Origin of the sequence: Youhaiella tibetensis (genome assembly GCF_008000755.1) — a bacterium.
Lineage (GTDB): Bacteria > Pseudomonadota > Alphaproteobacteria > Rhizobiales > Devosiaceae > Paradevosia > Paradevosia tibetensis.
The window spans coordinates 241,197-264,375 of the sequence record NZ_CP041690.1 but is presented as its reverse complement, the minus strand read 5'-3'; the positions used below and the strand labels follow the sequence as shown (position 1 = coordinate 264,375).

The following is a 23,179-nucleotide window of genomic DNA, read 5'->3' as shown; positions in this document are numbered from 1 at the left end:
GGGTCAGGCCTCCTTGGCCGCGTTGGCGAGCGCGCCGGCCCGCTGGTTGTTGATGACGATGCGGATTGCGAGGATGCCGGCCACGATCACGAAGGCCGCCACGACGACGCCAATCGGGAGGCCGGAGAGGTGGTTGGTCTGATCGACCGCGCCGACGGCGCCGGTGCCGGCGGCGCTGCCGATCTGAGCGGCCGCCGTGCTCCTGGCCTGCTTGGCATCAGCCTCGAGCTGGGCCTTGGTCGACACCCAGGAGAGCGAGGTGGCCTCGATGCCCGCGATACGACGCGCCCAACCCTTCCCGAAGGTGTTCCAGATCGCGAGCGACTGGACGAAGCCCAGGCGCCGTGCGCAATGAGCCTTGATCACGGCGCGCGGCGCGGATGCTTTCACAAGTGCGATAGTGGCCGGCCCGATCTTGCCGTCGACGGTCGCGCCAACGACGCGCTGCAGGTCCTTTGCCGACCGAGACGGGCCGCTGTTGACGCCGTAGTCGAAGACAGTGAGATCGACACCCTCGGGGAGGTCGTCGCCACGGACGGGACCCCAGTAGCCATCGCGGTAGATGCGCTCGACGTCGGCCGCCGAAATGGCGCGCAGTTGCTCCTTGCTCGCTCCGGGCCGATACCGCCGGAATACCGCAAGGGTGATCCCTTTCATCGTCGCGCCGCCCGGATCGGACGGATGATCGGACCACCCGCCCTCATAGGCGAGCGTTTCCGCCAGCACCGCTGGCAGATTACCTTTGGCCATGTCGGCCTCCTATCGATGTTGGAAAGAAAAAGGGCCACTCGCGGCGGCCGAAAGTTGCCAGGGCCGCAAAATGATGCTGCCTTGGAGGAGGGAGGGCTCTAAATGCGAAAACTACTTTGGATCGTGGCTGCCGTGGCAGCTGCCATCGGCAACGCCGACTTGGCTGCGGCGCGGGAATGCAACATCAAGGGCAACGTCAACACCAAAGGCGAGCGCATCTATCATGTGCCCGGCCAGAAATATTACAACGACACCGTCATCCAGCCCTCCCACGGGGAGCGCTGGTTTTGTTCCGAAGAGGAAGCCCGGGCTGCGGGCTGGCGAAGGTCGAAGGTCTGAGGCGTCCGTAACGATGGGTCTGGCCGACATCCGCGGAGTGATGCTAAGGTTCAGCACCCGTGCCCAAGCGGGTTACTACTAAATCCCCGTAACTAAGGCCCGTGCCCACACGGGCCTTAGTTTTGAAACCTTTTCCGCTCCGAGGCGTTTGATCAGGTGGCAGGCACTCGTTAGTGCCTCGCCACCCTGACATCCACTTTAGTCAAATGCCTCTTTGAGCCGCGTCGTCTCAGCGCGGCTCTTCTTTGCGCCGGTGGAACGCTTGAGACGCAGGAGCGTTATCACGAGCCCGTGACGGGCAGAGTGGTGCGCCCCAACCGAGCCCCCTATTCAGGTGGCGCACCACTCCTCAGCGCGTTTTGAGATGCCCCCGCGCACAATTGCGGCTATAGGCAACGGCATGACAGGGGAACCCTCGACATAGCCGGCCACCTCACAAATAGGACCGCACACGCACTCGGCTCGCTCCTGGTGGCGCTGTTGCTGGTCGTCGGCATGCTTGCGCATGCGGGCTCGGAGGCTATCGATGTCGGACATGATAGCCCCGCATACCGCCTTGCAGACGCGAACTGGGTCATGCCTTCGCGTTCCGACCGGGTTTCCCTGGTCCAGCGCCAGGTAGCGGCCGCCCCGTCACATGGGCATGACGGCGGCTTGGTTCCCGGCGCCTTCCTGGATCTTACCCATTTCCCGAACCGCTCTGTCCTGCACGCTCAAAAGCGTCCTTCCGCAAGGACATGCGGTACATCTCCCTACTTCGCATGCGGTCCTCCCGAGAGAACCTGAAGTCTTCAACTTCGTCTTCTCTAATCAAGGACCGAACCTATGTCGGATCAAGATAACCGCGAGCCCCCGGCTCGGCGGTCAATTCTGGCGTCAATCGTCTACGCCTTCCCAGTGCTGGCCCTGCTCCTCATGCTCCTATGGATCACAGTCGGCGGAGTCGCCTGGGTCATCGCCATCGCGGCGGGCGCCGGGTCACTGGTCGCCTGGGTAACCTACGTCGTCTGTGCCGTGGGCGGGCTTTGGGCCACCGCGATCATTGCAGTCCGCATTGTCCGCGTCACCCGAACACTGGAGCTTTGAGTGGCAGGCGGGGGAGGCCATCAGCCGCCCCCGCCCGGAGGCCGGGTGGGCACATGCCACCCGCGTTAAGCAAGGTCACTATCGAGACGCCAACGATGAAGCGCGCCCCGTGATGCAGATTGCAATGGTGGCATCCAGCTCCCGCTCAAGCGCGGTGAGGTTGGATATCTTGTCCTGAAATCGACTGTCGGCGAGTGCCAGCCCGGAAAGCGACCGGGAAATTTGATCGAGTTCCTGAATCGATGCATTCACCTCTGCCTTGAGGGACTGCGCCGCTCCCTCGATATCGGCCGGATCACGATTCCGCTCCGCCATCAGCCGCAGCTTTCGCGCGCGACTATGCCAGGCAGAAACAGGGACCGCCTTGGCCGTGTGCAACGCGTTCTGAATTTCGACCGTGATCTTACGCTCTCGGCCCATGGCCCGACGTTGCATGGGGTGGTTCGCTTTCGTTGGAATGGTGCCTAATCAACCATCACTGCGTCGTGAAGTTCCCGGCCCGCGCTCCGCAACCCACTCATCGGTCGCACGTTGACGTTGGCCTCCAAAGGCCGGCGGCGCACCCCATAACGAGCCTCCCAACTACCCGGCGATGCGCCGCTTGCGTCACTTACCCAAGGGTTTCGGATCTGGGCAGGGCGAAATCGGGGGCGCCTCGCTTGTCTTTGCCGGCACCACCCGCCGGTTCTTTGAGTTCGAGCGTCGTCGTGGCCCCGCCACCCCGGCTGGCCTTGTGCTTGACGGACTCGATCCGGTAAGTGCCATCGACGCCGGCCCGCGCATTTTCGATCGTCATCTGCCCCTCCGCCACTGCATCAACGGTCAGGTCGAGTTCGACGGTACCGCTGCCAGCTTCGCGTTTGCTTTCGCGCTTGCGGGCGTCGAGATGTTCGCCTGCCTCGTCTTCGTCAGCCATGATGAACCGAGCCACATTGTCGGCATCACCGGGATCGTCACCGTCGAACTCGAGACCCGTCGACTTGTACTTGGCAGCTGCCCGATCGAACCATCTCGCCGTGCCGCTCTTGAAAGTGCGGCGGGGATCGCGCGGCGTGATGTCCCATTTGATGACATTCACCCCGACGATAGCGGCGACTGCTGCCAGAGCACTGCCCGATGGTGAGGTTGCCTCCCCGCGGCGAGCAAGAACAGCACGATCGCCCCGGATCTTGAACGTGCCGCCAAGCCTCCGCGCCCAGCGCTCCCCCAGTGCAAAGAAGCTCTCCCCTTCCGCCGACCAATAGTCACGCCTGACGGAGGCGAAGGAAGGATCGATGGCAAGGTCCAGACCAGCGCGCTTGGCAGCGTCGCCCAGGAATTCCCCGAGCGTGGCATCGTCGGTGTGGAAGTTCTGTGGCTCCTTGGCCTTTCCGGCGGTGTCAGCGCTCTTGGCCTTGATCTTGAGGATGCGGCCGCCATTACGGCTTCCCGAGGATTGAGGTTGCTCGATAAAGCCTTCGAACACCTTCCTGCCCTGGAGCCTGACGACTAGACGCTGTCCTTCCCGAGGCAGGCGGATCTGCCCGCCGGTGTCGTCGATGGTCAGAGAACAGGCATCGGATGTTGCGCCAGCCTTGTCTGTGACCTCGATGTCGATCAGGACGGATGCCCATTTTGAGGTGAGGTTCCGCCCATCGATGGAAACCTCCCAGTCCACCTTCCACACCATCACTCGCCTCCGAAAAGGTCGAGCAGGCGCTGAGTCGCGCCAGATGCGGCAGTCGATGGCGCATCCGGCAATACGACATTGGTTCCTATCGGCAGAATGGGCCCCAGCCCGGCCAGGCCGGGATTGAGCTGCAATGTCGCTTCGACGAGCTGCGCCCCCGCGATGCCGAAGCGCCGCCAAAGCAGCAGGTCAACCGTGGTACGACTGCGCTGAACGATGATGGTTTCCATTTTTTACAGAGCCTCGAACAAGCTGAGCAGCATGCCAACAATGCCTTGTGGTGAAGGCGACCCCGACTGATCGGACGAATCCGGTTCCACCTTCACTAGCTCGAGGGTGTACTTGACCGTGAAGCCGACGCCGGTCCGCAGGAGGTCGACATGCGCTTCCGAGACGCGCTCGATGACGAACCACCCGAACATCTTCCCGTCGCCCCGCATGAGCGGCAGAGCGGTGCCCGCCCTGCTCATGGCATGCGCCATTTCAAGCTCGGTCAGGCCGCCAACCTTGGCCGGGAGCAGTTGACCACTGATCTGCATCTTCTCGTCGGCCTCGCCCATGAATTCGCGAGGGCGAAGCCTGTTCATGACATCCTTGGCAGCGAGGTCGCCCCCGCCGTCCCGGCTCATGGCGTCTGCGCTGAAAGGCATGGTGTCGATCGCAAGCGGCCCCAACTGATAGAGCATCGGCTTTATCCTCCCGCAAACTCGATATCGCTGAACATGCCGCCAACGGCGTCGCCCAGCTTTTCGTTGATCCTGGAAATCGCCAGGTCCGCAACCTGCTGCGGATCGGTTACGCCATGGATGGTGATGCCGCCCAGGTAAACGGAAAGCGTCACAGGGGGGCGCCCTGCCCCCATCAATCGCGCCGTCGCGTCAGCGGGATGAACCCAGCCCGATCGACCGGGCGTCACGAGCTCCGGCCCCTCCTCACCGACAAGGTAGGTTTTTCCGCCAGAGATCGAACCACCGGCGGCCTTCGCAGCCGTCACACCAGGCGCCTGGCCGACAGGGTAGATGACATTGCCGCCATGTCCCTGCACCGGAGCCTCGATGGCCCCGCCACCAAATGGGTTGAGTTGCGCGATCGCCGAACCGAGGCCGTCGAGCATCGCCGGAATGATGGCCTTCATCCCCTCCCAGATGGCGTTCATCAGCTTCTTGCCAATATCGATCCAGTCGATCGACAGGAATGCTTCGGAAACCTGCTGCGCGATTTTGCTGAACTGTTCGACTACCGCCGCAGCCATCCCGGACACCCCTGAGCTGATGCGCCCCGGCAATGCCTCGAACCAGGCAATGATCTCGGCCCCCTTGTTGACAACGGCTATGACGGCATCACCGACCGCTGTTCCGGCCGCCTTGCCCCAGTCGCGCCATGTGTCCGAGCTGGCCCCCACCGGTCCGAGAAGCCCCGTCACCCAATCAAGGATAGCCTTTCCGCCATCGACGATTGGCTGAATGACCGGCATGACGGGCGCGAGCGCAGCGGAGACGCCTTCGCCAAAGCCCTCGAAGAAGGCGACCAGACCGTCCCAGTTGTTGTAGATCCACGTGCCCGCCGCCGCGATCAACGCCAGCGCGAGGCCAATTCCCGACATCATCAACGCCACGCGCAGGGCAGTGACGGCGTTCTTTACCAGGTTGAGCGGGTTGATGAGGGCAAGGATGCCTGCCGCCGCCCTGCTCATGAGCAGCGCCGCGTCGAGGATCCCGCCCTTCATGAAGAGGAACGCCCACCGCGTGGCGATCGACGCCACCCGCAGAGCAACAAGGCCACCAATGATCGCCACTATGGCCTGCACGATCTGGGGATGTGCAGCGGCCCAGTCAGCAAGGGCAATGATCATTGGGCCCACTGCGGCGGCAACGCCATTGACGGCCGGCAGAAGCGCATTGCCGATTGCCAGAGCCACCCCATCAACCTGGTTTTTCAGACGCTGCAGGTTGAATTCCGTCGTTTGTGCTCGACGGGCAAACTCCGCTGCGACGCTGCCGGCATAGTCGGTCTCATCCGTCACGTAGCCGAGCGTCTTCCGGAGCAAGCCCATGTTGCCAAGCAGCGGCGCTAGTGCCCGAGCCTCGTCGCCGAAGAGGTCCCCCATCGCGGCAGCCTGCAGTTCGGCAGGCAATTGACCAAGTCGCTTGATCACCTCCATCGTCGTGCCAACGGCATCCTTTTGCATGCCTGCGGCGACCTTGCGCGCATCAAGGCCCAGCATCTTGAAAGCCCGCTGCTGGCTCTTGCTGGCGCTAGTGCCCTTGGTCAGGGCTCTCCCCATGTTGCGGAACGAAGTCGAGGCAACTTCCACCTCGGCACCCGCGCTGATCATCGCAGCGCCGAAGGCAAGAGTTTCCTCCTTGGTGAACCCGAAGAACTCGCCCTGGGCGGCAACGCGTCGTGTAAATTCGGTAAGGTCGGGCGCCGTCGACGCGGTGCGATCGGAAAGGAAGTTGATCGCGTCGGCGTAGAGCATCGTCTCACCAGTGGTGAGCCGCAGGGCCTCGCGAATTTTGGCCAGGTCCTCGCCAGCCTGCGCGCCGGACACGCCCCATGCGAGCGCAGCCTTCGCAGTCAAGCGCGTGAACTCGAGCAACTCTGAATCATCGATGCCGGCCGCTGCGGCGTTCTCGGCGAGGGCAGCAAGCTCGGTCACCGCCATGGGGATTTCCGAAGTGGAAAGCCGGCGAAGATCCTGCCCGAACTGGTCGAGGCCGGCCGTGCTGAAGTCCGACACCTTGGCGACGTCAGCCATTGCGCTTTCGAACTCGACTGCCTTGCCGATCGGGTCGGCGAGCGCCTTGCCCACCGCCCAGGCAGCCGCGGCGGCATCCACCATCCTGCCGCGCATTTCGTTCATCTGCATGGCGTTTGCGCGGGACGCCGCCTGCAGGTCCTTCACAACCCTGGCAACGCCTCGCGCCGGGACCGACAGCTGATCAACCAAAGCAACGATCAGTTTAGAGGTAATAACGGCCATGGATGGACTTTCCAAAGCGCCGCCGCTATCGGTTATGCACCAATAAGAGGAGGCATTTGATTGAGAATAATTGTTGCACTCGCCCTACTAGCTTCGGCGACGTTGCCGACCTTCGGGCAAGGCTTCGAAAGCATGAAGATCGCCACAGCGCTCGGAACTGTACTCGCCTCGGAGAAACTGTGCGGGCTCTCGTATGACCAGGCCGCGATTTCAGCCTTCATCGAAAGCAATGTGCCAGCCGATGACATGGATTTCCCGGCCACGCTTCAAATGATGATCCAGGGGCAGGGCTACAATCTGAAGGGAATGAGCGAGTCAGCCAAAACCGCACACTGCACTCAGATTGCTCGCACGGCCAAATCGTACAAGTTCATCCAGTAGGGGGCTGAATTGGCTACTATCATTCGCAAGGAAACCCGGAAGCGCGGCTTCTTCGGCTGGCTTTTCCTTATCCTCTTCATCCTTTTCAACGTACTCATGTTGATCTGGATGATCGGCGGCATGAACGCGGCGACCAGCGTTGTAACCACAAGCGAGGCCGAGCAGGCGGGACGCGCGATCGGCACCGCCATCGGCGCGGGGATGATCCTCTTTATCTGGGTCGCAGGCGCCGTGATCCTTGGCCTCTTTGCCCTCCTGACACGAGGCCGAAAGACCATCATCGAGGAGACGGTGAGCTAAGACCACGACGGGCCGTACCGCCTAGCGGCCGGCCCGTCCCTTCTCGCGTGCGAGCTGCCTTGCAAGTGATCGCGAGTAGCTGAGCAGCTTGTCGACATCCCAATCTTCGACAGCATCGATCGATGTGTTCGTATGCCTGGCGACCGCCAGTATTATATCTCGCCAGGGGACTGGGCGGCTTCCGTCCCCAGCATCGCCTCCAGAGCCGCCCCCTGCTTTCCCATGAGCGGGGCCACCTTCTTTCCCAACTCGGTAAGGTCTTCCATGTCGAGCTCGAGGATCACCTCGACCGGCACATTGGCGAGCGCTGCGAACATCAGATAGCCCGCCATGATCTTGTTCTGCTCGTCTTCGGCAACAAGGGCATCCCGGGCCTTCATGCGGCGCAGGGTCAGCACCTTGTACTGAGTGTCGCCGAAGGCGACGGGGTGCTTGAGCTTGAGCGTGAGCGTGGGCGCGGACTCCATTTACGCCCCCAACGCGCGGCGAATGTCATCGAAGATGTCGACGCCGTTGACCCGCAGCACGCGCTCCCAGTGGTCGATGTAGAAGAGCTCGTTGTCGCCTAGGTGGAACTCGTAGTGCGTCACCTCGGTGAAGGTATGGTTGCACCCCTGGAACTCGGTGGGGTCGCTTTCGTCCGGCTCCCAGGCCGAGATCGCCCCCTCGATGACGGCACGGCCGGGCACCACCCCGCCGCCGCCAGGCTTTTTCTCACGGTAGGCGCCGGCGAATATCCAGCGATCGACCTGGCCCAGGCCGCCGAAAACGTCGGTGTCGATGCCCTTGACTTCGAATTTCGGTTCCGGCGCCTCGATGCGGGGCTGGACGAAGCTTACGGCCATGACGCCCCCGCCCGGATTGTGCTCGCTGGTGACGAACTTGATGCCGGGAATGGCGAGTTTGGTGACAAGCCCGCCTCGGGTGGAGCCGGGCTGCTGGGCGCGGCGCACATCGACGGCGGCCAGCAGATACTGTGACAGCATGAGAGAACCTCATTGAGTTGAAAAGGATAGGCAGGAGCGCGCGGCCCGCGCCCTTAGTTGGACGCGTTCTGTCGAGCGATGATGTCGTTGACGAGCCCTTCGATTGCCGGGCGATACCGGGCAATCTCATGGTTGGCGACCTTGAAGGCCGGTGCGGGTTCGATGCCCATATTCACTGTGAGCTTGCCGAGCCGGATCTGTTCGGGGCTGTTCTTGGCCGGCAGGAACTTCACGTCGTAGCCGAGAATGTCGTCGTCGGCCTGGTGGTCGCGCAACATGAACTTGATGGAGTTGAGCCACGCCTCGACCAGGTCGCCAGTGATCTTGCGGCCAAGGAATTCGCGCGTGATCTGCATGATCTTGACGGTCAGGTAGTCTGCCCCGCGCACCTGGTGAATCTGCTTCCAGAGTTCACCTGTCGTCGCATTATCGGTGCCGATGAACTTGAAGCCGCCGTCGGCGACCGAACCATCAACGCCAACCTCGCCTTCCGCGACGATCGATACTTCCGCCTCGAGCATCTGCTGGCCCTCGGTCGAGCCATCGAGCAGGGAGAACGGGATCTTGCGCGACAGCCCGGCCAGCCCATAGATCGGTCGATTGGCGATCGGGTCGAACGGTTTGCCTTCGTTGAGGTTGTCGACGCGCTGAAAAAGGCCAACGATCCGCGGGCCCATCGGACGCGTCACAAGTGCAGCACCCTCATAGACGCGCGCTGCGATGCCAAGCGGCATGAGCCGTTCGGAATTCATGGTTTCGCGCGCACCAACGGCGTTGGCCTTGGAAGTGTCGTCAACGTCGACGACAGCGATCGCAAGCAGCCGCTCGCACGCAGCATGCAGCGCGGCGACGACGGGACTGGTGGTGACGAGGTCCTTGCGCCAGGGGGTGCGCCCTGCCCACACGAGGCGGGGGGTCGCGTTCACGGCCGACGGGATCGCGGCAATGTTGGTGGGCGCCAGCGCAGTGGCGATATTGGTTGCCGTCTCCTCGGCATCGGCGCCTTCCGCTACCCTATAGATGGTGACATCGGCACCAGCATTGAGGCCGGTCAGTTGGGAATTGATGCCCTTCACGGCATCGGCGAGGAGACCTGTGCCAAGCTTGGCCACCATCGTCGCGTCAGACGTGGAAATGCGGACCGGCTGGCCGACAGGAAAGGCGGCAGCATCAGCGTCCGCCGAGGTTTCGATCAGAAGCGCCTTGGAGAAGTCGGCGCCCAATACCGGCACCGGCCCCTCATCCGTCCGCGAGAAAGTCATGCCGAAAACCGGTTCGGTCATCGGGTATCTCCTTTAAAGGTTGGGAAAAGAAAAAGCCCGCCTGGGAAGGCGGGCTTCGGTTGATGAAAAGGGCGAAACACCCCCTCAAGGAACGTCCATCAGTCCTCTGGAGAGAGCAGTTCGTCCGCCCGTTCCTCGCTGCCCAACGCCTGCCAGATGCCCCAGTGCATCACCGCGAACATCGGGTGGGTGGACCTGAAGTAGTCACAGGCGTTGAACAACTCCTGCGTCTTCTGAGGCTGTTGGGCGAGCATGGCGAACACCGGTGTGATTTCGTCGGTGTCTTCGTCCTGCACGAGGCGCTCGATGAGGATACGCTTGGGGAGGTCATAGAAGTCCGGCACGGGCGGCGTGTAGCTGTCCTGCTCGGCCACCCACAACGCAACCTCTTCGGGCGTCATTTCAACTTCGATACCGTTGACGATCTTAATCATCCGCGCACCCCCTCTAGGATGACGCTACCAGCCGCAATGTTGCCGGAGCTTGGGAATATCCGGAGGGCAGTATCCACCCCCGAGGCACTTCGTCTACCAGCGATGGAACACCAAGTCAGGACGCCATCAGCTCCCACGGCTTGACCGTGGTAAGAATAGAGGGTCCGGGCGTTCTCGTTAAACCGGTCAAGAATTACGGTGAACGCCGTCAACTCGTCGGCAGCGTTGCCAATGGTGATCCCGCCCATACGAAACCCGATATAGTCGGCGGTGGCGGCGGTGATTGAGGCACCCACCGAATTTGAGACCTGGTGGTTGTAGGCGTTGGACGCGTTGTAGTAGCTGACGCCGTCTGCACTGACTTGCAGGAACAGGCTCTGCGCATCGGTGACGGGTCGAAGCCAACCGGTCAGGCGTAGTCGTGCAAAGCTATCGAGGTCGGTCCAGGCAATAGCTGAGACGTTGACAGGTTTGACCTCACCTCCAATCTGCTCCCACGCCTGAAGGGTGTTCTTGAGGATGGTGACCTTCTCGGGGACGCCGTAGGAACCGCTCTGGTCCACGTCCTTTCGAACGGCACCGTTCTTCACCGTCTGCACGTCCTGCTGGATGGCAACAAGATCGGCGGTACCCCCGCCAACGAACGCACCATAAGCCTTGATCTGCCAGCGAACGCCGAAAGATTTCACGCGGGTTTCGGACGCGGTACGTGGAATCCCGTTGGTCCCATCGGTGATCGGATCGAAGATGCCGTTGTATCCTGCGGGCGGATCGACGCTCGGAGGGGTTCCGGCCGAATTACGGACCTGGCCGCTGGCGCCAGATGTGTAGAAATTGCCGAGGATGCCGTTCCACTTTTCAGCGTGACGGTGCCCCTGCATGGCGTCTAACTGCAAAGCGCCAACAGATGGACCGAGCGGCCCGCCAGCAGTACGCGGGGAGTGGTCACGCCAGTCCGGGAACTCACCGTTGGCGATCTGCGTAGGAGTCAGACCGAATGCGGTCTGTCCGTTGGCATCCATCCATGCGGCAAGGTCCGGGTAGCTCGCACGGTCATACGAGCCGCCTTCACCGAAGCGCAGGTACCCAGGGTCAACCGGCCCGTTCTGCATGAACACGATCCCGATCGGAACCGCCGCCCCCTTGGCTTCATCAGCCGTCGCCTGGGCTCCGCTCGCCGCCTCGGTCAGCGTATCGAGCGCATCGCCCAGGCCACTGACGTCCGCAATGACGTGGTCGTGCGACCCGAGGGCGGAAAGCGCCGCTTGGGCGACCCACTCTTCACCCACCTTCACCAGGACATAGCCATCCGGCGCGTCGTCGGCGCCGACGACCCCGGAAAGTTCGCCAATGGAGAACGTCTTGCTCGCCGGCATCTTGGCAGCGAGCGCCGCCGAAAGGCCTTCAACATCCGAAATCGGGTGCTTGTGGCCTATTTCGGAGAGGCCGCCGATGGCGTCAAAGAGGGCTTGGACGTCCTCATCCAGCATGGGCAAAGTCGCCTGTTGAAGGCGCTCGATTTCGTCCTTTACCGAGGCCCCCGCCTCCGGAAGTGGATAGTCGCGATTTGCGGTCGTGGCCATGGCTCCCCTCCCCCTACATCACGCCGAGACCGAAATCGGCCGCGCGGGGCCGAGCTGCCGCCCCGCCGGTCAATGTTAGCTTCACGCGCATCACCGGGCCCGTAAGCCCTGACTTGGTGTAATTGCGCTCGACCCAGGCAGGATCGGGCGAGGTCTCGGTGGCATCGAGATCGAGCTCCTGCCAGTCGTCGTCGGCCTGATCGAAATGCATCGCCAAGGCAGAGCCGGCAGGCAGCGACGCCTTGACGTATGCCGATACCCGCTCCGCAGTGTTGAGGTCGAACGCACGGCTGACATAGGTGGCCTCGGTCAGCACGTCGCCGGCGATGAGTTGGATCGGCGCGTAGAGGATCGGCGACATGGTTTCAGTGCCGGCAAGTACGACGCGCAGCGTCACCGTCTCGGTGATCCACTCAGCGAGTTGGAGCACCTGGAACGGGAGAAGACGATAGATCGAACCGTTGGTGCGTTCGACCTCGAACACCACCGAGCAGGCGGCGCTCGGCAGTTCCGCGAGGGCGCGCACCTGCAAATCACTGCAGTGCACGAGATCGAAAGTGCCCAACTCGACCGTCTTTGTCGTCGCGGGGTAGCGAGCTGCCACAAGGCGAAAGGTGAGCGCTTCGCTCTGGTGGGGCGTCCAGGTGCGCGCGTTGACTGACGATAGGCGAGGCCCGATCGGATATGGGTGCGTTGTCACCGGGCGTTGTTCCTCGACATCAAACCCGCCGAGAGCGGCCAGCGAAATCGAGTGCTCGCCATCGTCTGTCTTGATGACGAAAGCGTGGTCGCGATCGTTTGGCGTGGTGACCGGCAGGTGGTAGCGGGCGCCCTTCCAACCTACCGCTGCGGCTGTCATCGACACGAGTGCCTCCGCCAGGAGCTCCGTTGTTGGAGTGCCGTTCTCGACCGACACCTGGTGCACGAGAATGTGGTTGGCCGGATCGCCGACCTTGCAGACATGGAAGTCAACTCCCAGGAGCTGACGGGACGCAGGCAACATGAAGATCTGCGCCTGAGGGTCGCTCGACAGGCTACTGGCGCCGCCGCTGCCATCGCTACCACCCCCGCCGCCACCCGTGGTCCAGCTAGGAGCCACCCAGCGATTGACCGTCGTCACGCGGCGCAGCGTTTCGACCGTCAGGGTGCCTTGGCCGGTGTAGAAGGCCTCCGCCTCGGTCCCTCCCTGCCCGACTGCGCGCACCGTCTTGGTGCCGGCAGGGATGTTGGCGGGCACGTTGAATGACCCGACGATCTCGCCATTTCCATCGGCGGTCTGGACTCCGGCGGGCTTGATGTCGACGCCATCAAAGGCGAGCGCATCCAGGTTCTCGCCCGGGAAGAAGCCCGAAATCTTGAATGTCACGTTTCGGACCCGCAGGTTGGGCAGCGCTTCGGTCCGCGAGCCCAGGCTGACAACCTCAACCTGCTGTGTAACGAGCGGCCCGCCCCACGACTGCACGCCACGCTGAAACTCGATGGTCGCATCTGCCGCCCACTGGGTCGTCGTCTGATTCCAGATGTCGGCGGCCGGCGTGAGCGCGAGTGCCCCGGGGAGCGGCAGGAAGTTCTGGTAAGGATTGATCTTGTCGCACCCGGTCTTGAGCGACTGGCTGACAACAACCTCCTCCACCCAATTGAGAGTAATCGGGGTGTCGAGCACCACGTCATGGAAGGTGGGTTCGATTGCCAACTGCATGATACCGTTGCCGATCGCTGCCGACTGAGCCACGCCCTCGTCGCGGTAGTAGTTACTGTCCCAGGGATCGACGAACATGTTCTTCTTGGCGGCCGGGTCCCGCTGATCGACGCCGGACTTGAGGCGCTCAAGCTGGATAAGGCGCCCATGCCCCTCGATGACACGCCAGTACCGCGCCATTTCCGCGACCGACAACATGACCACCCCCGTGCGGATGCCATCGGAGACCACCTGCGGCGTTCCCATCCAGTCGTAGCGGATCTCGCAGAGTGCCAGTACGTTGAAGGGGATCGACGGCATCACCGGGCTTTCCGCCGACACCCCCCGGATGTACTTGGGAGAACCGTCCGGCAGCAGGCCGAGCACGTCGATCCGCGGAAGCTTATACGTGTACGCCAGGATGATGTCGCCGCCGGCGACACCGTCAGCCACTGTTATCGTCCGTTCGGTGAAGGCAGTAGGCGCCACGCTGTCGCGAAACTTGTAGGTCGCCTGGTAGGTGCTTCCCGCAAGCGGCTCGGCGCCGACCGGCGCCCAGTCTACCCCGGAACCCGTGCGCTTGTAGTCAGCGCCCTGCACGTAGGTGGTGGCACCCTGCGTGACACTGACGAGCTCGATCACGGAACTGTCCGGCAATCCGTCGATACCGTTGGCCAGGGCCCCACGCGTAAGGGTGACGGTCTTCTGCTTGGTGAGCAGGATCGTCGTTATTTCGTCGATCGGAAACTTGTCGACCGTGACGGTCTGGGTAGCACCGCCGGCATAGGTGTGCGTTTCTCCTGGGACTGCCGCGACGTCCCAATCCTCAGGCTCCGCGTGGCGAAGTGCAGAGTATCGGGTCACTTTGAAGCCGAAGATGTTGGCTTCGCCCTCCTCGATCGAGAACAATTGGTTGCCGGCATTCTGGCCAAGGGCCGTCACCCGGCACCCTTTGACGATGTAGTGTCCGTTCGGACGATCGTAGACAGCAAGGGCCTGCGCGATCCCGTCCAGGAGCGGCGGCGGCGTCTGGTCGAGAATCGTGCCATCCTGAAGAACATAGACCTGGTAGAATTCTCCGGCGCCGCCATCGCCCTCACGGGCCCAGGCGATCGAGACGGACTCGCGCGCCGCTCCCAATTCGCCCTCCGCCAATGAGCCTGGCACGAGACCCAGCAGGGTCGGGTCATCCTCACCGGTGACATAGGTCCGCACGAGGCGAACGCCAATTTCCACGCGGCCAGCCATCGGGACGTCGCCAAGCGTTGCCTGCTCGACGGGGAACACATCGCCGGCAATGTAGATCTCGCCATCGGTGAGAACGACCGTCCCCGCATCCCGATCGACCAGAGCAAGCCCTCCTACGACACGGTCGCCATTGTTGGCGATCAAACGCCCCAGCCGCTCCTGGCGCGCCCGGGCAATCTCCTGCAGGTCGTTGAGTTCACCACCTTGGATGAACGGTCGCCGACCGTAAAAGGTGACGCCTTGCAGGCTGCGCTGCCCGCGGGCGCGCAGGAACGCATAGGGAAGGCCACTCGGATGTTCGAATGCCATCAGAACCTCATCAGAATTTTGAATTGCTCGCGCACGGTGGCGCGCAGGGGAATGTCGACGACCTGCTCAGCTATCTCGTTGCCGCCGACCAGCTCGTCCGGTTCGAGCCAGAGGCGGCCGGGTGTGACGCCGGCGGCCCGGGCGGCACCGACGAGGACACTGATCCGGCCGCACGTGATTTCGGATGCGTCCCCGAACTGGGTCATCGCCTCGAGGTAGAGGAGACCGCCGCCCGGCAGGGGGTTGTATGTGTCTGCACCGAAAGCGTAGGCGCCATCGAATTCCAGGCGAACCGCCCGAACGGCTCGGCAGCGCCGATACCCGATCGTCGCCCCTTCCGCATCCGCGAGCCGCAAGTGGATGGCCTGTCCGACGAACCACCCCGCCATGACCGATTGCCTCTGCGACGCAGCATCCTCGTCCCAGGCGAACTCTGCCTCCTCCCAGGGGGTTTCGATGCTCATCCAGAGTAGTGGCCCACCTTCGACCGGCTCTAGCCAGTTGCCAATGGTCTGCCCCTCCGCTTCGGAGAGCGTGTGATCGAACGAATGGGTGCGGCCGAATGACCAGATCGTGCCGGCTTGCGTGACCGCGACACCACTCTCGTGATCGAGAAGGGAAGTATCCAGGCGCGTGCTTTCGGCTTCCACGGCGCCAACGTTGTATTGAAAGACGCCCCGCCGCAGGATCGACCTCTTTGGCACCGAAAGGCCTGTGACGCCCTCGATCTGCTCGAGGTCGGGCAGGTCCCGCACAGGCAACGACGGGAAGCGAAGCTGGAACGAATTCCAGAAGCGCCGGCCCGTCCAGGCCTCTTCCAGCGTTGCTGAATATCCCACCCAGGCCAGGCCGACAGCCACGGCGCTGACGGTGCCGCGCAGTCGCTGCCAGCGCACCCCCTGATCGATCAGGTTGTAAAGGTTGGGAACGTACGGCGTGAGTTCGCCTAGGCCGTATTCCCAGACCAGGTACGGCAACATGGATGGCCTGGGCGAGACGTATTTTACGCGCCGCATCGCGGTGATCGCGCTGGATACGACGGGCGGAATCAACATGGCGTCGGCCAGCACGCGCTCCCATGGCGTGGCATTGGTCGGCAGAAGTGCTGACGTCATGACTAGTAGGCTCGACCCATCTTGAGGATGGTCAGCGTCCCGAGTGCCGCTGCCTGGTTGAAGGGCATTTCGATTTCGGTGGCAGGCTCGAGCAGCTCAACACGCTGAACGCCATCAACCTGCAACTGGGCAGTGATCCAGGAGCGTGCGGGATCGCGCCCAAGAAGCATGGCAGCTTTCCATGCCCGGCGCAGATTCGATTCCATCAGTGCGATGGTGCTCTCGGGCGCCTGTGGCAAAAGCCACGCCCTGGCGGTAACAGAAATCTCCGACTGGGCCGCACTGGCGACGACGATTGTATCGTTGACCATGCGCACGGCCGGCGCTTGGAGCGCCGCATCGACGTTCGCCAGCAAGGCAGCATCCGCCATGCCCGAGTTGTCGCTCGAGAACACCGCAACATGAATCGTCGGGTCACGACCCTCAGTGTAAACAGCCACGTCTGCGACGCGCACATCGGCACCGAGCGCCACCGCCCGGTATCGGGCCTCAGTGCCACCTGTCGAGCGCCCTTGGATGTTGATGACGATCCGGCGGCGCAGAGCATCATCTGCTTCGCCGCCGAGCCTCGCCACGTCGTACCATTGTGCAAGCACGTCGAGATCGCCGTTCTCAGCATAGGCGAGAAACCATGACCTGATAGCTTCATTGATCCTTTGCCGCAGATGAATGTCCTGAAAGCCCGCCACCTGCAGAAGGATCTGCGCAGGATCGGATTCGAGGTCCTCGACGTCGTAGTCGATACCAGCAGCGTCAAAGAGCTGGACGAGTTTCGCCTTCAACTCCCCGTAACGCGCGTCGAAGCTGATGGCCTCAAGGATGCTTGGCGGCGGAAGGTTGGCAAGTTCCGGAGGGAGCGACATGAGCTACGACACCTGCACGCGGGAGCCGCCGAACGAAATCGAGAACGAACGCACGCCCTCGACGGTGAAATCCCCGAGATGACCGCGAGGCCGCCAATCGACTTCAACCGCAACGGACGCGCTGCCGAGGCGAAGTGTTTCGGGGCTTGCGTTCACGGAGACGCTGCGCACGCGAAAACGCGGCTCCCAAAGATCAATGCCGACGGCCATGAGGATTTTCCATGCAGCAAAAAGCCGAGGTGTCATGGCGCGGCCGAGCAGTTCGATCAGGCCGGCGCCGAAGTGCCGGCGCATCACGCGCTCGCCAATTGAGGTCGAGAACGCAACCTCGACCGCCTGAAGTGCCGAGGCGTAGTTGTCAATGCGCGCGCCGGTGTGCCGGTCAATACCGGTCATTCGACCACCTTCACGCCCCGAGGACGTGGCTTGCCAGGAGTTGCCGGCGCTACCTCGTCTCCGGGATCGGGAGAGATACGATCGAGGCTCAGATCATAGGACGCCTCAAATGCGGTGAGATGCACCCGCCCATCGTCCGGAACGCGTGCGCCGTTCACCCACTCGACCCCCGGGGCCGCGCGGTACCAAGTCTTGTTCATGTCACTGGTCCTCTTAGTCGACTGCTCTAACGACGGAAGAGCCCTCGACGATCGGCCACATGCCGGCCGAGGAGCCGCTTCCAACTTCAACGAGATCACCAACCCGGGCGACAGGTTGCCCACCCTCGCCACCGAGATGGATTTCCGGTGAGTTGATGGTGACGGGTCCACCCGCATCCACCACGATGCGCCCGTCGCGATGCAGGGTCAGTCGCACCGAACCGAACGCAATCACGTTCTCATCAAGGCTCTGACTCGGCGGAGGATTGACGTCCGAAAAACCCCCTCGCAGCAGGACCCCTTGTCTCGGATCTCCGCCGGGGTTCATGATGCCGACGATCTGGCCCTCGCTCAAAGGCATCCAGGTGGATGTTGCGCCGCCCGATTCCGGATGAGGATACCAGGGTGAAAGGAAAGGTCGCCCGTCACCATCCTCGCCCCATTTGACGCGAAAGCCCTTCTTCGCGTCGACGGCCGCGACTGCCCCTACGCGCAGCGCCGCACCAAAGGCGGTTTTGAGGCTTTCAATGTCCGCCTTGAGCTCGATGAAGTGATTGATCATGGCGTCACTTCAACGGTTCCGAGATCGGTCTCGAGAACAAGCTCCGTGGCACCCACCAGGTCATTGCCATCATCGGTAGCCGGAGGCTGGAGGCCGAGTGCTGCGAACTCATTTCCGGTCATACCTTGCGCGGGCTGAGCTGATCGCCAGTCCGGCTGCCCCGGCGCGCCGATCGCGGCTCTCAGGAGCACCGCACGATTGCGGTTCTGTTCGTCATCGCTCGCCTCGAGCCTGGCCAGAAGCATCGACAAAGCGCCTGCGGAATCCAGCCGCTGGCCTTGAAGAGGGTCATCCACCACCTGGCAGATGACTTTCATCTGGCGACCCGCAAGCCGAACGTTTTGCGCGTCGGCGATCCTGAAGCGCTCAACCTTGACAACCCTCAGGACAAAGGATCGCCATATCTCGGCCCATTCATTGTCGGGATCGAGCAATGCATTGGTAACCTGGCGGAATATGAGGTCGAGGTAGAGTTCGAAATTTGCATCCGTCGAAGGGATGCCTTCGAAAATCTGCTGCGCACCCGTCTGTTCGTCACGGACATGCATCGTGGCTGTGACACCGGCCTCGAAGAGAAGTTCGACCGTTCCGCCCTCAAGGAGAGCACGGGGATCGAGGCTGTCGGCCTCGACGTCGCCGGCTTGGGTGTAGACAGCCACATAGCGCCGCTCAATACCAATATCGACGGTGCCGTCGGCACGAGGTTCAATAGCGCCGATCTCACTATCGAGTACTTCGTTGCCGGCTTCCGTACGCCCCTTGAGCGCCTCAACGGCGGCGATGCGTAGGCCAGCCCACACAAGCGACATTGGCCTAGCCCTCGGTGAGGTTGACGATGATCCGCGCGGTCTGGCGCGGATCCGTGTTCAACACTTCGAACCAAGGCGCGCCCCGCCTTGCGATGGCTTGCACCCGGTCTCCCTTCGAGAGCGAAAAGCCAGGGTACGCGGCGCCATCGACATGCAGGCGGGCGGAGACACCAACCATGGTGGATTGAAATGCCTGCGACCGCGCGGAACGGTCAATGCCTGCCTGGTCGCCAGTGCGCAGTGTGGCCTCGATTTCGAAGGGCGGGTTACCAGCCTTGACGATCTTCACCGGCTCGGCGAGGACGCGATCGACCGCACGGACCGTGCGATCGCGCAAGGCATGATATCGGGCGGCAAGCATGATCAGGCGCCGCCGGATTGACCGCCCGCCGCCTTGGCAGCCTTGGCTACCGCTTCGGCGTCTGCAACGATCGCCTCGGCCTTGCCCTCGGCAGCGTCGAGCGCAGACTTGGCATCAGCCTCCGCCTTCCCCATGATCTCCTTGGCGCGCGCCTCGGCATCGCCGATTTTAGCGCTTGCCGAGGTTTCGGCGTCGAGTACCAGTTGCTTGGCTTTGCCCTCCGCCACCGTCACGATTTCCTTTGCCTTGCCCTCCGCCGCGTCGAGCGCAGCTTTGGCGTCAGCTTCCGCCCTCCCCATGATCTCCTTGGCGCGCGCGATAGCCTCTTCCGGGCTCTCGACCTTCGCCGAGGGAACAGGAGGTTTGCCGCCGACGAGGTAGGCAAACCGGTCGTCAACCAACTGATCGGCATACTCGGCAGCCACCTCGATGGGGGCGTGCGCGCCGGCCTTTTCGGCACGGCCGGTCTTTGAAAACGCAGCTGGAATGTTGCCACCATGCGGGAAGGCAATCAGCTTCATTTTGGACTTGGACATTTCAGTTTCCTTTCGTCTCAAGCGGGGGCTCTCGTCCAAGCGCCCGCCAGAAACGAAAGAGCCCGGTCAGTGCCGGGCTCTTTCGAAGGGTTAGATGGAGCGGAGAGGTCAGGTAAGGGTCAGTTTCCGGAGGATGCCCGGGCGCGTGCAGAGCGAGATCGGATTGCTTTGCACCTCGAGGTGGCGCCCCTTGCCGTTTCGAGACGGGTACTGCTTGGCGTAGAACGGCAGCCCCGGAGTGTTGACCGTTTCCTCATAGTCGGCCGGAGCAAACCTGGTGATAAAGAGCTCGCGCACGCCTTTCGGCACAACGCGGGCCTCGGTCGCGCCGATGTACGGGGCGCCGAGATTGGCGGTTGCCTTCGCGCCAGTGCGGTAGCGCTCCCAGGTCGCACCGCCGAACTCGAAGACGTCGGGAACATCCTGGCGGAGCACGGCGGCGCCGTTGTGATAGAGAAAGGTTTCCTGCACGGACTTGTGCGTCCACAGCGAACGATGGAAGTCGCGACCGGTCAGAACGTGGATACCCGAGTACGGTTCGTCGAGATCGTCTTCGAGGCCATAGACCACATCCTGCCACAGTGAGCCGACCTTGGTCGTATCGACGTCGAGTTCAAGGCTCACCGCTGCCGGCACCGCAATGCCGAACCGGCTGTAGAGATCATGGAGCGTCTTGCCGGACTTGGAGGTGACGATGCCCTTGATGGCGCCAACCCGCTGGTGCTCCAGCGTCATGGTCAGGTCCTGCGCGTGCCCCATTGCCCGTCGCTCGATGCGCTCCTGGAGAGTTTCGAGCACATCCTCTTCGCCAAACGCACGCACATTCTGCACGCTGTCTGCCTTGACGAAGTCATCGCGCTGGTAGTGATCGACCTCGAACGGGATGCGACGACGATCGTCGTCGCCGGTCGTCTCGCCGGCGCCGCCACGTTCGGAGGGCTCGACCAGGGAAAGCCTGCCTTCCCGTTCCTCGATCGACACGACGGTCGTCGTGACACTGTCTTCCTCGAAAAGACCGAGAGCGCTCACCTGCCCCGGCCGATACGGCTCCTTGTTTACCGCCGCGGTGAGGGACTCGAGCGTAAAGCCGTCACCATCCCAGACGTCATGTCCAGCCATTTGCGTGCCCCTCCTATCGGGCGTGAATGTTCGCCGCGGCCAGCTGCGCAAGCTTGGCCGCGATCTTGTTGTCGGTATTGACCGAGGCGGCAAAGACCAGCATCGGCTTCTTGACCTCGCCATCCCGCTTCATGACCACGGCGAGGGTGTCATCGGTCGTGGCGTCGGTGGCGTAGCCGAGAACGGCCACGGCCGTTTCCGCACCCTCGGAGCCGACGACTTCGGCATCAGGGCTGGGGATATACTTCCCCCCCGCGGTGATCTTGCCCAGCACGGTGCCGGGCTTGAGCTTCCCTGCACCGGCCTTGATCGTGACGGTTTCATACGAGCGGGTGCCCGATGCCTCCGACAGCACGAAGTCGAGGTCGCGCGGACCTTGCACCTTGATGTCCATTTCAGTTTCCCTTCTGCTGGCGCCGCGCGGCGAAGATTGCCGACGCACTCAGGCTGGCGTTTTTCTTGGCGGGCTGGCCGCCCGGAGCGGCGAGGCCGGCGGCGGAAAGCCGATTGGCCTCGTAGCTCCTCGCGTTGCCGTCGCCACCGGGAGCAGGTGCCTCGACGGAGGCCGCCGGCACGTTGCCTGTGACAAAGGTCACAACGTCATCGGCCGACATGGCCGGCGATTTCTCGGCGAGGGACATGGCCGCCGCCATCCGCTTGCCGTCACCGGCAATGCCGACGGCGCCGAAGATCGACGAGAAGCGCGCCGAGGCTTCTTTCACGCCGGCAGCGTGGCCTTCGTTACGAGCGCTGCTTACGGCACTAGCAACGACGGCATCGGCGTCCGCCTGGGCGATGCCAAGTGCCGACGCAGCGGCCTGGGTGATGCCCGACACTGTGGCAGCGGGCTTTCCGGGAATCTCGCTCATGGGAACACTCCTTTGGTGCGAGGTGGCGAGCCCGCTATCGGGATCGCGCAGGGTAAGTTCGGTCGGGTCCCCGAGGACTGCCTCGCGGACTGCGACCAACATCGAGTTGGACATGGATCAGGCCTTTCGGTTGACTTCCTTGATGAAGGCATCAAATGCGGCGAGCGGATCGCCAACGGCATCGGCGAGGCCGAGCTCAACCGCTTCGGACGCTGTGAAGGCTTCCGCCTCCGTCTTGAGCGCAGCAGCCTTGGAAAGGCGTTTGCCACGCCCAGTTGCAACCGCCTCGGCGAACCGATCGCGGATCTGGTCGGACTGCGACTGCCAACGCGCAAGCACCTCGGCCGGCAGCGGCTCATAAGGATTGCCGTCCACCTTGTGTTTTCCCGAGTGGATCAAGGTCACCTTGATTCCGTCCTGCTCGAGATTGCCGCTCCAGTCGGCGTGAAGCATGACGACGCCGATGGATCCGGCGCCTCCGAACTGGGGCACGATGATCTGGCGAGCCTGGCTGGCGAGCAGATAGGCGGCCGAATAAGCGTAGTCGGTCAGGATCGCGATGGTGGGCTTCTGCGCGGAGAGCTTGCGGATCATGGCCGCTGTCTCAAAAGCGCCGTTAACCTGGCCGCCGAAGCTATCAACCTCGAAAACCACCCCTTTGATGTGGTCGCCAGAGGCGCGTGCAATCTGAGTCTGAAGGCCCTGGTAGGAGGTTTCACCCGAAGATGCGCCTATCCAGGCACCCTTCTGAACGAGCGTCCCTTCAACCCCGATGATCGCCACCCCCTGCACAACATCGAATGTCGAATACCCCTTCCGGTCATACGCGCGACCAAGGCCATCCCCGATGATTGCAGCCGAAGGGCGGCCATTGGCAAAGGCAGTGTGATCCACACCGCCCATGCCGTTCGTCAGGGCAACCTGGTAACCAGTGAGGCGGGGCCCAAACGCGTGAACGAATGTCTCTGCTTTACGCGGATGGTAGAGATGGGGCTGGTCGAAGATCAGATTGGAAATGCGATCGAGTGACATCAGCGAACTCCCCAGCGAACTACCCGCGCGCCACGGCGGCGTTTCCCCTGTGACGCGGCACAGAGCTGCTCGTACTTGGCGATCAGCCCTCCAAGGCCGGAAATCGTGGCCGGGGTGAACCGAACCTCATCCTGGTCGAAACGCGTCATGGAAACGGATTCGCCTGCCGCGACGGCAATCTCCGTTTTCCGCAATTCGCGAAGAACGAGACACGGCTGTTCAATATCGACCGACACGCCACCGATGGTGATCATGTTCGCGCTGTCGTCAGGCATCCTTTGAATCACC

General features: G+C 62.7%; 29 protein-coding genes. 4 read left to right on the top strand and 25 right to left on the bottom strand.

Annotated elements, in window-relative coordinates:
* Positions 1-3: 3 nt before the first annotated feature.
* Positions 4-750 (bottom strand): glycoside hydrolase family 108 protein, encoded by a 747-nt coding sequence (locus FNA67_RS01370; protein WP_210246420.1) that lies wholly within the window; start codon positions 748-750, stop codon positions 4-6.
* 102 nt (positions 751-852) lie between these two features.
* Here FNA67_RS01370 and FNA67_RS22165 point away from each other — a divergent pair, with 102 nt between their 5' ends.
* Positions 853-1,089 (top strand): sunset domain-containing protein, encoded by a 237-nt coding sequence (locus FNA67_RS22165; RefSeq protein WP_308499097.1) that lies wholly within the window; start codon positions 853-855, stop codon positions 1,087-1,089.
* Between the two features lie 825 nt (positions 1,090-1,914).
* Positions 1,915-2,175, top strand: a complete 261-nt coding sequence (locus FNA67_RS01355) for a hypothetical protein (RefSeq protein WP_147654800.1) — start codon at positions 1,915-1,917, stop codon at positions 2,173-2,175.
* Positions 2,176-2,253: 78 nt separating this feature from the next.
* Here FNA67_RS01355 and FNA67_RS01350 read toward each other — a convergent pair whose 3' ends face one another.
* The 5 genes from FNA67_RS01350 to FNA67_RS01330 all read right to left on the bottom strand — a co-directional run bounded on the left by FNA67_RS01350 (position 2,254) and on the right by FNA67_RS01330 (position 6,827).
* Entirely contained in the window at positions 2,254-2,610 is a 357-nt protein-coding gene (locus FNA67_RS01350; RefSeq protein WP_147654799.1) for a hypothetical protein, read from the bottom strand.
* A gap of 175 nt (positions 2,611-2,785) precedes the next feature.
* Positions 2,786-3,844, bottom strand: a complete 1,059-nt coding sequence (locus FNA67_RS01345) for a phage late control D family protein (protein ID WP_147654798.1) — start codon at positions 3,842-3,844, stop codon at positions 2,786-2,788.
* Positions 3,844-4,074 (bottom strand): tail protein X, encoded by a 231-nt coding sequence (locus FNA67_RS01340; RefSeq protein ID WP_049707369.1) that lies wholly within the window; start codon positions 4,072-4,074, stop codon positions 3,844-3,846. Before FNA67_RS01340 ends, FNA67_RS01345 begins: the two co-directional genes overlap by 1 nt.
* Before the next feature lie 3 nt (positions 4,075-4,077).
* A complete protein-coding gene (locus FNA67_RS01335; protein WP_147654797.1) occupies positions 4,078-4,530 on the bottom strand; it encodes a phage tail protein in 453 nt (150 codons plus the stop codon).
* Between the two features lie 5 nt (positions 4,531-4,535).
* Positions 4,536-6,827 carry a phage tail tape measure protein gene (locus FNA67_RS01330; RefSeq protein ID WP_147654796.1) on the bottom strand — a complete coding sequence of 764 codons (2,292 nt, stop codon included), beginning with the start codon at positions 6,825-6,827 and terminating at the stop codon, positions 4,536-4,538.
* 60 nt (positions 6,828-6,887) lie between these two features.
* Here FNA67_RS01330 and FNA67_RS01325 point away from each other — a divergent pair, with 60 nt between their 5' ends.
* Positions 6,888-7,208, top strand: a complete 321-nt coding sequence (locus tag FNA67_RS01325; protein ID WP_244616433.1) for a signal recognition particle — start codon at positions 6,888-6,890, stop codon at positions 7,206-7,208.
* A gap of 9 nt (positions 7,209-7,217) precedes the next feature.
* Entirely contained in the window at positions 7,218-7,508 is a 291-nt protein-coding gene (locus FNA67_RS01320) for a hypothetical protein (protein ID WP_147654795.1), read from the top strand.
* A gap of 152 nt (positions 7,509-7,660) precedes the next feature.
* On the opposite strand, the gene FNA67_RS01315 is transcribed toward FNA67_RS01320, so the two are convergent.
* From FNA67_RS01315 to FNA67_RS01225, 19 genes are all read right to left on the bottom strand, one after another.
* Positions 7,661-7,975: a phage tail assembly protein gene (locus FNA67_RS01315; RefSeq protein ID WP_147654794.1), complete on the bottom strand. Its 315-nt coding sequence runs from the start codon at positions 7,973-7,975 to the stop codon at positions 7,661-7,663.
* Entirely contained in the window at positions 7,976-8,494 is a 519-nt protein-coding gene (locus tag FNA67_RS01310) for a phage major tail tube protein (protein WP_147654793.1), read from the bottom strand.
* A gap of 53 nt (positions 8,495-8,547) precedes the next feature.
* Complete coding sequence (locus FNA67_RS01305) at positions 8,548-9,777, bottom strand: phage tail sheath protein (protein ID WP_147654792.1); 1,230 nt, start codon at positions 9,775-9,777, stop codon at positions 8,548-8,550.
* A 98-nt stretch (positions 9,778-9,875) separates the two neighbouring features.
* Positions 9,876-10,211 (bottom strand): hypothetical protein, encoded by a 336-nt coding sequence (locus FNA67_RS01300; protein WP_147654791.1) that lies wholly within the window; start codon positions 10,209-10,211, stop codon positions 9,876-9,878.
* The gene (locus FNA67_RS01295) at positions 10,208-11,794 is read right to left on the bottom strand and encodes a hypothetical protein (RefSeq protein ID WP_147654790.1); all 1,587 of its coding nucleotides are present in this window, start codon (positions 11,792-11,794) and stop codon (positions 10,208-10,210) included. The genes FNA67_RS01300 and FNA67_RS01295 overlap by 4 nt, the downstream gene beginning before the upstream one ends.
* A 13-nt stretch (positions 11,795-11,807) precedes the next feature.
* Positions 11,808-15,029, bottom strand: a complete 3,222-nt coding sequence (locus FNA67_RS01290) for a DUF4815 domain-containing protein (RefSeq protein ID WP_147654789.1) — start codon at positions 15,027-15,029, stop codon at positions 11,808-11,810.
* Entirely contained in the window at positions 15,029-16,144 is a 1,116-nt protein-coding gene (locus FNA67_RS01285) for a phage tail protein (RefSeq protein WP_147654788.1), read from the bottom strand. Before FNA67_RS01285 ends, FNA67_RS01290 begins: the two co-directional genes overlap by 1 nt.
* Positions 16,145-16,146: 2 nt before the next feature.
* A complete protein-coding gene (locus FNA67_RS01280) occupies positions 16,147-17,007 on the bottom strand; it encodes a baseplate J/gp47 family protein (protein WP_147654787.1) in 861 nt (286 codons plus the stop codon).
* Between the two features lie 3 nt (positions 17,008-17,010).
* A complete protein-coding gene (locus tag FNA67_RS01275; RefSeq protein WP_049707357.1) occupies positions 17,011-17,403 on the bottom strand; it encodes a GPW/gp25 family protein in 393 nt (130 codons plus the stop codon).
* The gene (locus FNA67_RS01270) at positions 17,400-17,603 is read right to left on the bottom strand and encodes a hypothetical protein (RefSeq protein ID WP_145976849.1); all 204 of its coding nucleotides are present in this window, start codon (positions 17,601-17,603) and stop codon (positions 17,400-17,402) included. Before FNA67_RS01270 ends, FNA67_RS01275 begins: the two co-directional genes overlap by 4 nt.
* A 13-nt stretch (positions 17,604-17,616) precedes the next feature.
* A complete protein-coding gene (locus tag FNA67_RS01265) occupies positions 17,617-18,165 on the bottom strand; it encodes a phage baseplate assembly protein V (protein WP_147654786.1) in 549 nt (182 codons plus the stop codon).
* Positions 18,162-18,974, bottom strand: coding sequence for a hypothetical protein (locus tag FNA67_RS01260; protein ID WP_049707356.1), 813 nt, complete (start codon positions 18,972-18,974; stop codon positions 18,162-18,164). The genes FNA67_RS01265 and FNA67_RS01260 overlap by 4 nt, the downstream gene beginning before the upstream one ends.
* 4 nt (positions 18,975-18,978) lie before the next feature.
* Positions 18,979-19,335, bottom strand: a complete 357-nt coding sequence (locus tag FNA67_RS01255) for a hypothetical protein (protein ID WP_049707355.1) — start codon at positions 19,333-19,335, stop codon at positions 18,979-18,981.
* Between the two features lie 2 nt (positions 19,336-19,337).
* Positions 19,338-19,856, bottom strand: a complete 519-nt coding sequence (locus FNA67_RS01250) for a V-type ATP synthase subunit E family protein (RefSeq protein WP_147654785.1) — start codon at positions 19,854-19,856, stop codon at positions 19,338-19,340.
* A 123-nt stretch (positions 19,857-19,979) separates the two neighbouring features.
* Positions 19,980-20,990 carry a major capsid protein gene (locus FNA67_RS01245; protein WP_147654784.1) on the bottom strand — a complete coding sequence of 337 codons (1,011 nt, stop codon included), beginning with the start codon at positions 20,988-20,990 and terminating at the stop codon, positions 19,980-19,982.
* 13 nt (positions 20,991-21,003) lie between these two features.
* Positions 21,004-21,384: a head decoration protein gene (locus tag FNA67_RS01240; RefSeq protein ID WP_147654783.1), complete on the bottom strand. Its 381-nt coding sequence runs from the start codon at positions 21,382-21,384 to the stop codon at positions 21,004-21,006.
* 1 nt (position 21,385) lies between these two features.
* Complete coding sequence (locus tag FNA67_RS01235) at positions 21,386-21,859, bottom strand: hypothetical protein (RefSeq protein WP_147654782.1); 474 nt, start codon at positions 21,857-21,859, stop codon at positions 21,386-21,388.
* A gap of 117 nt (positions 21,860-21,976) precedes the next feature.
* The gene (locus FNA67_RS01230) at positions 21,977-22,891 is read right to left on the bottom strand and encodes a S49 family peptidase (RefSeq protein ID WP_049707350.1); all 915 of its coding nucleotides are present in this window, start codon (positions 22,889-22,891) and stop codon (positions 21,977-21,979) included.
* Positions 22,891-23,166, bottom strand: coding sequence for a hypothetical protein (locus FNA67_RS01225; RefSeq protein ID WP_049707349.1), 276 nt, complete (start codon positions 23,164-23,166; stop codon positions 22,891-22,893). Before FNA67_RS01225 ends, FNA67_RS01230 begins: the two co-directional genes overlap by 1 nt.
* Positions 23,167-23,179: the final 13 nt, after the last annotated feature.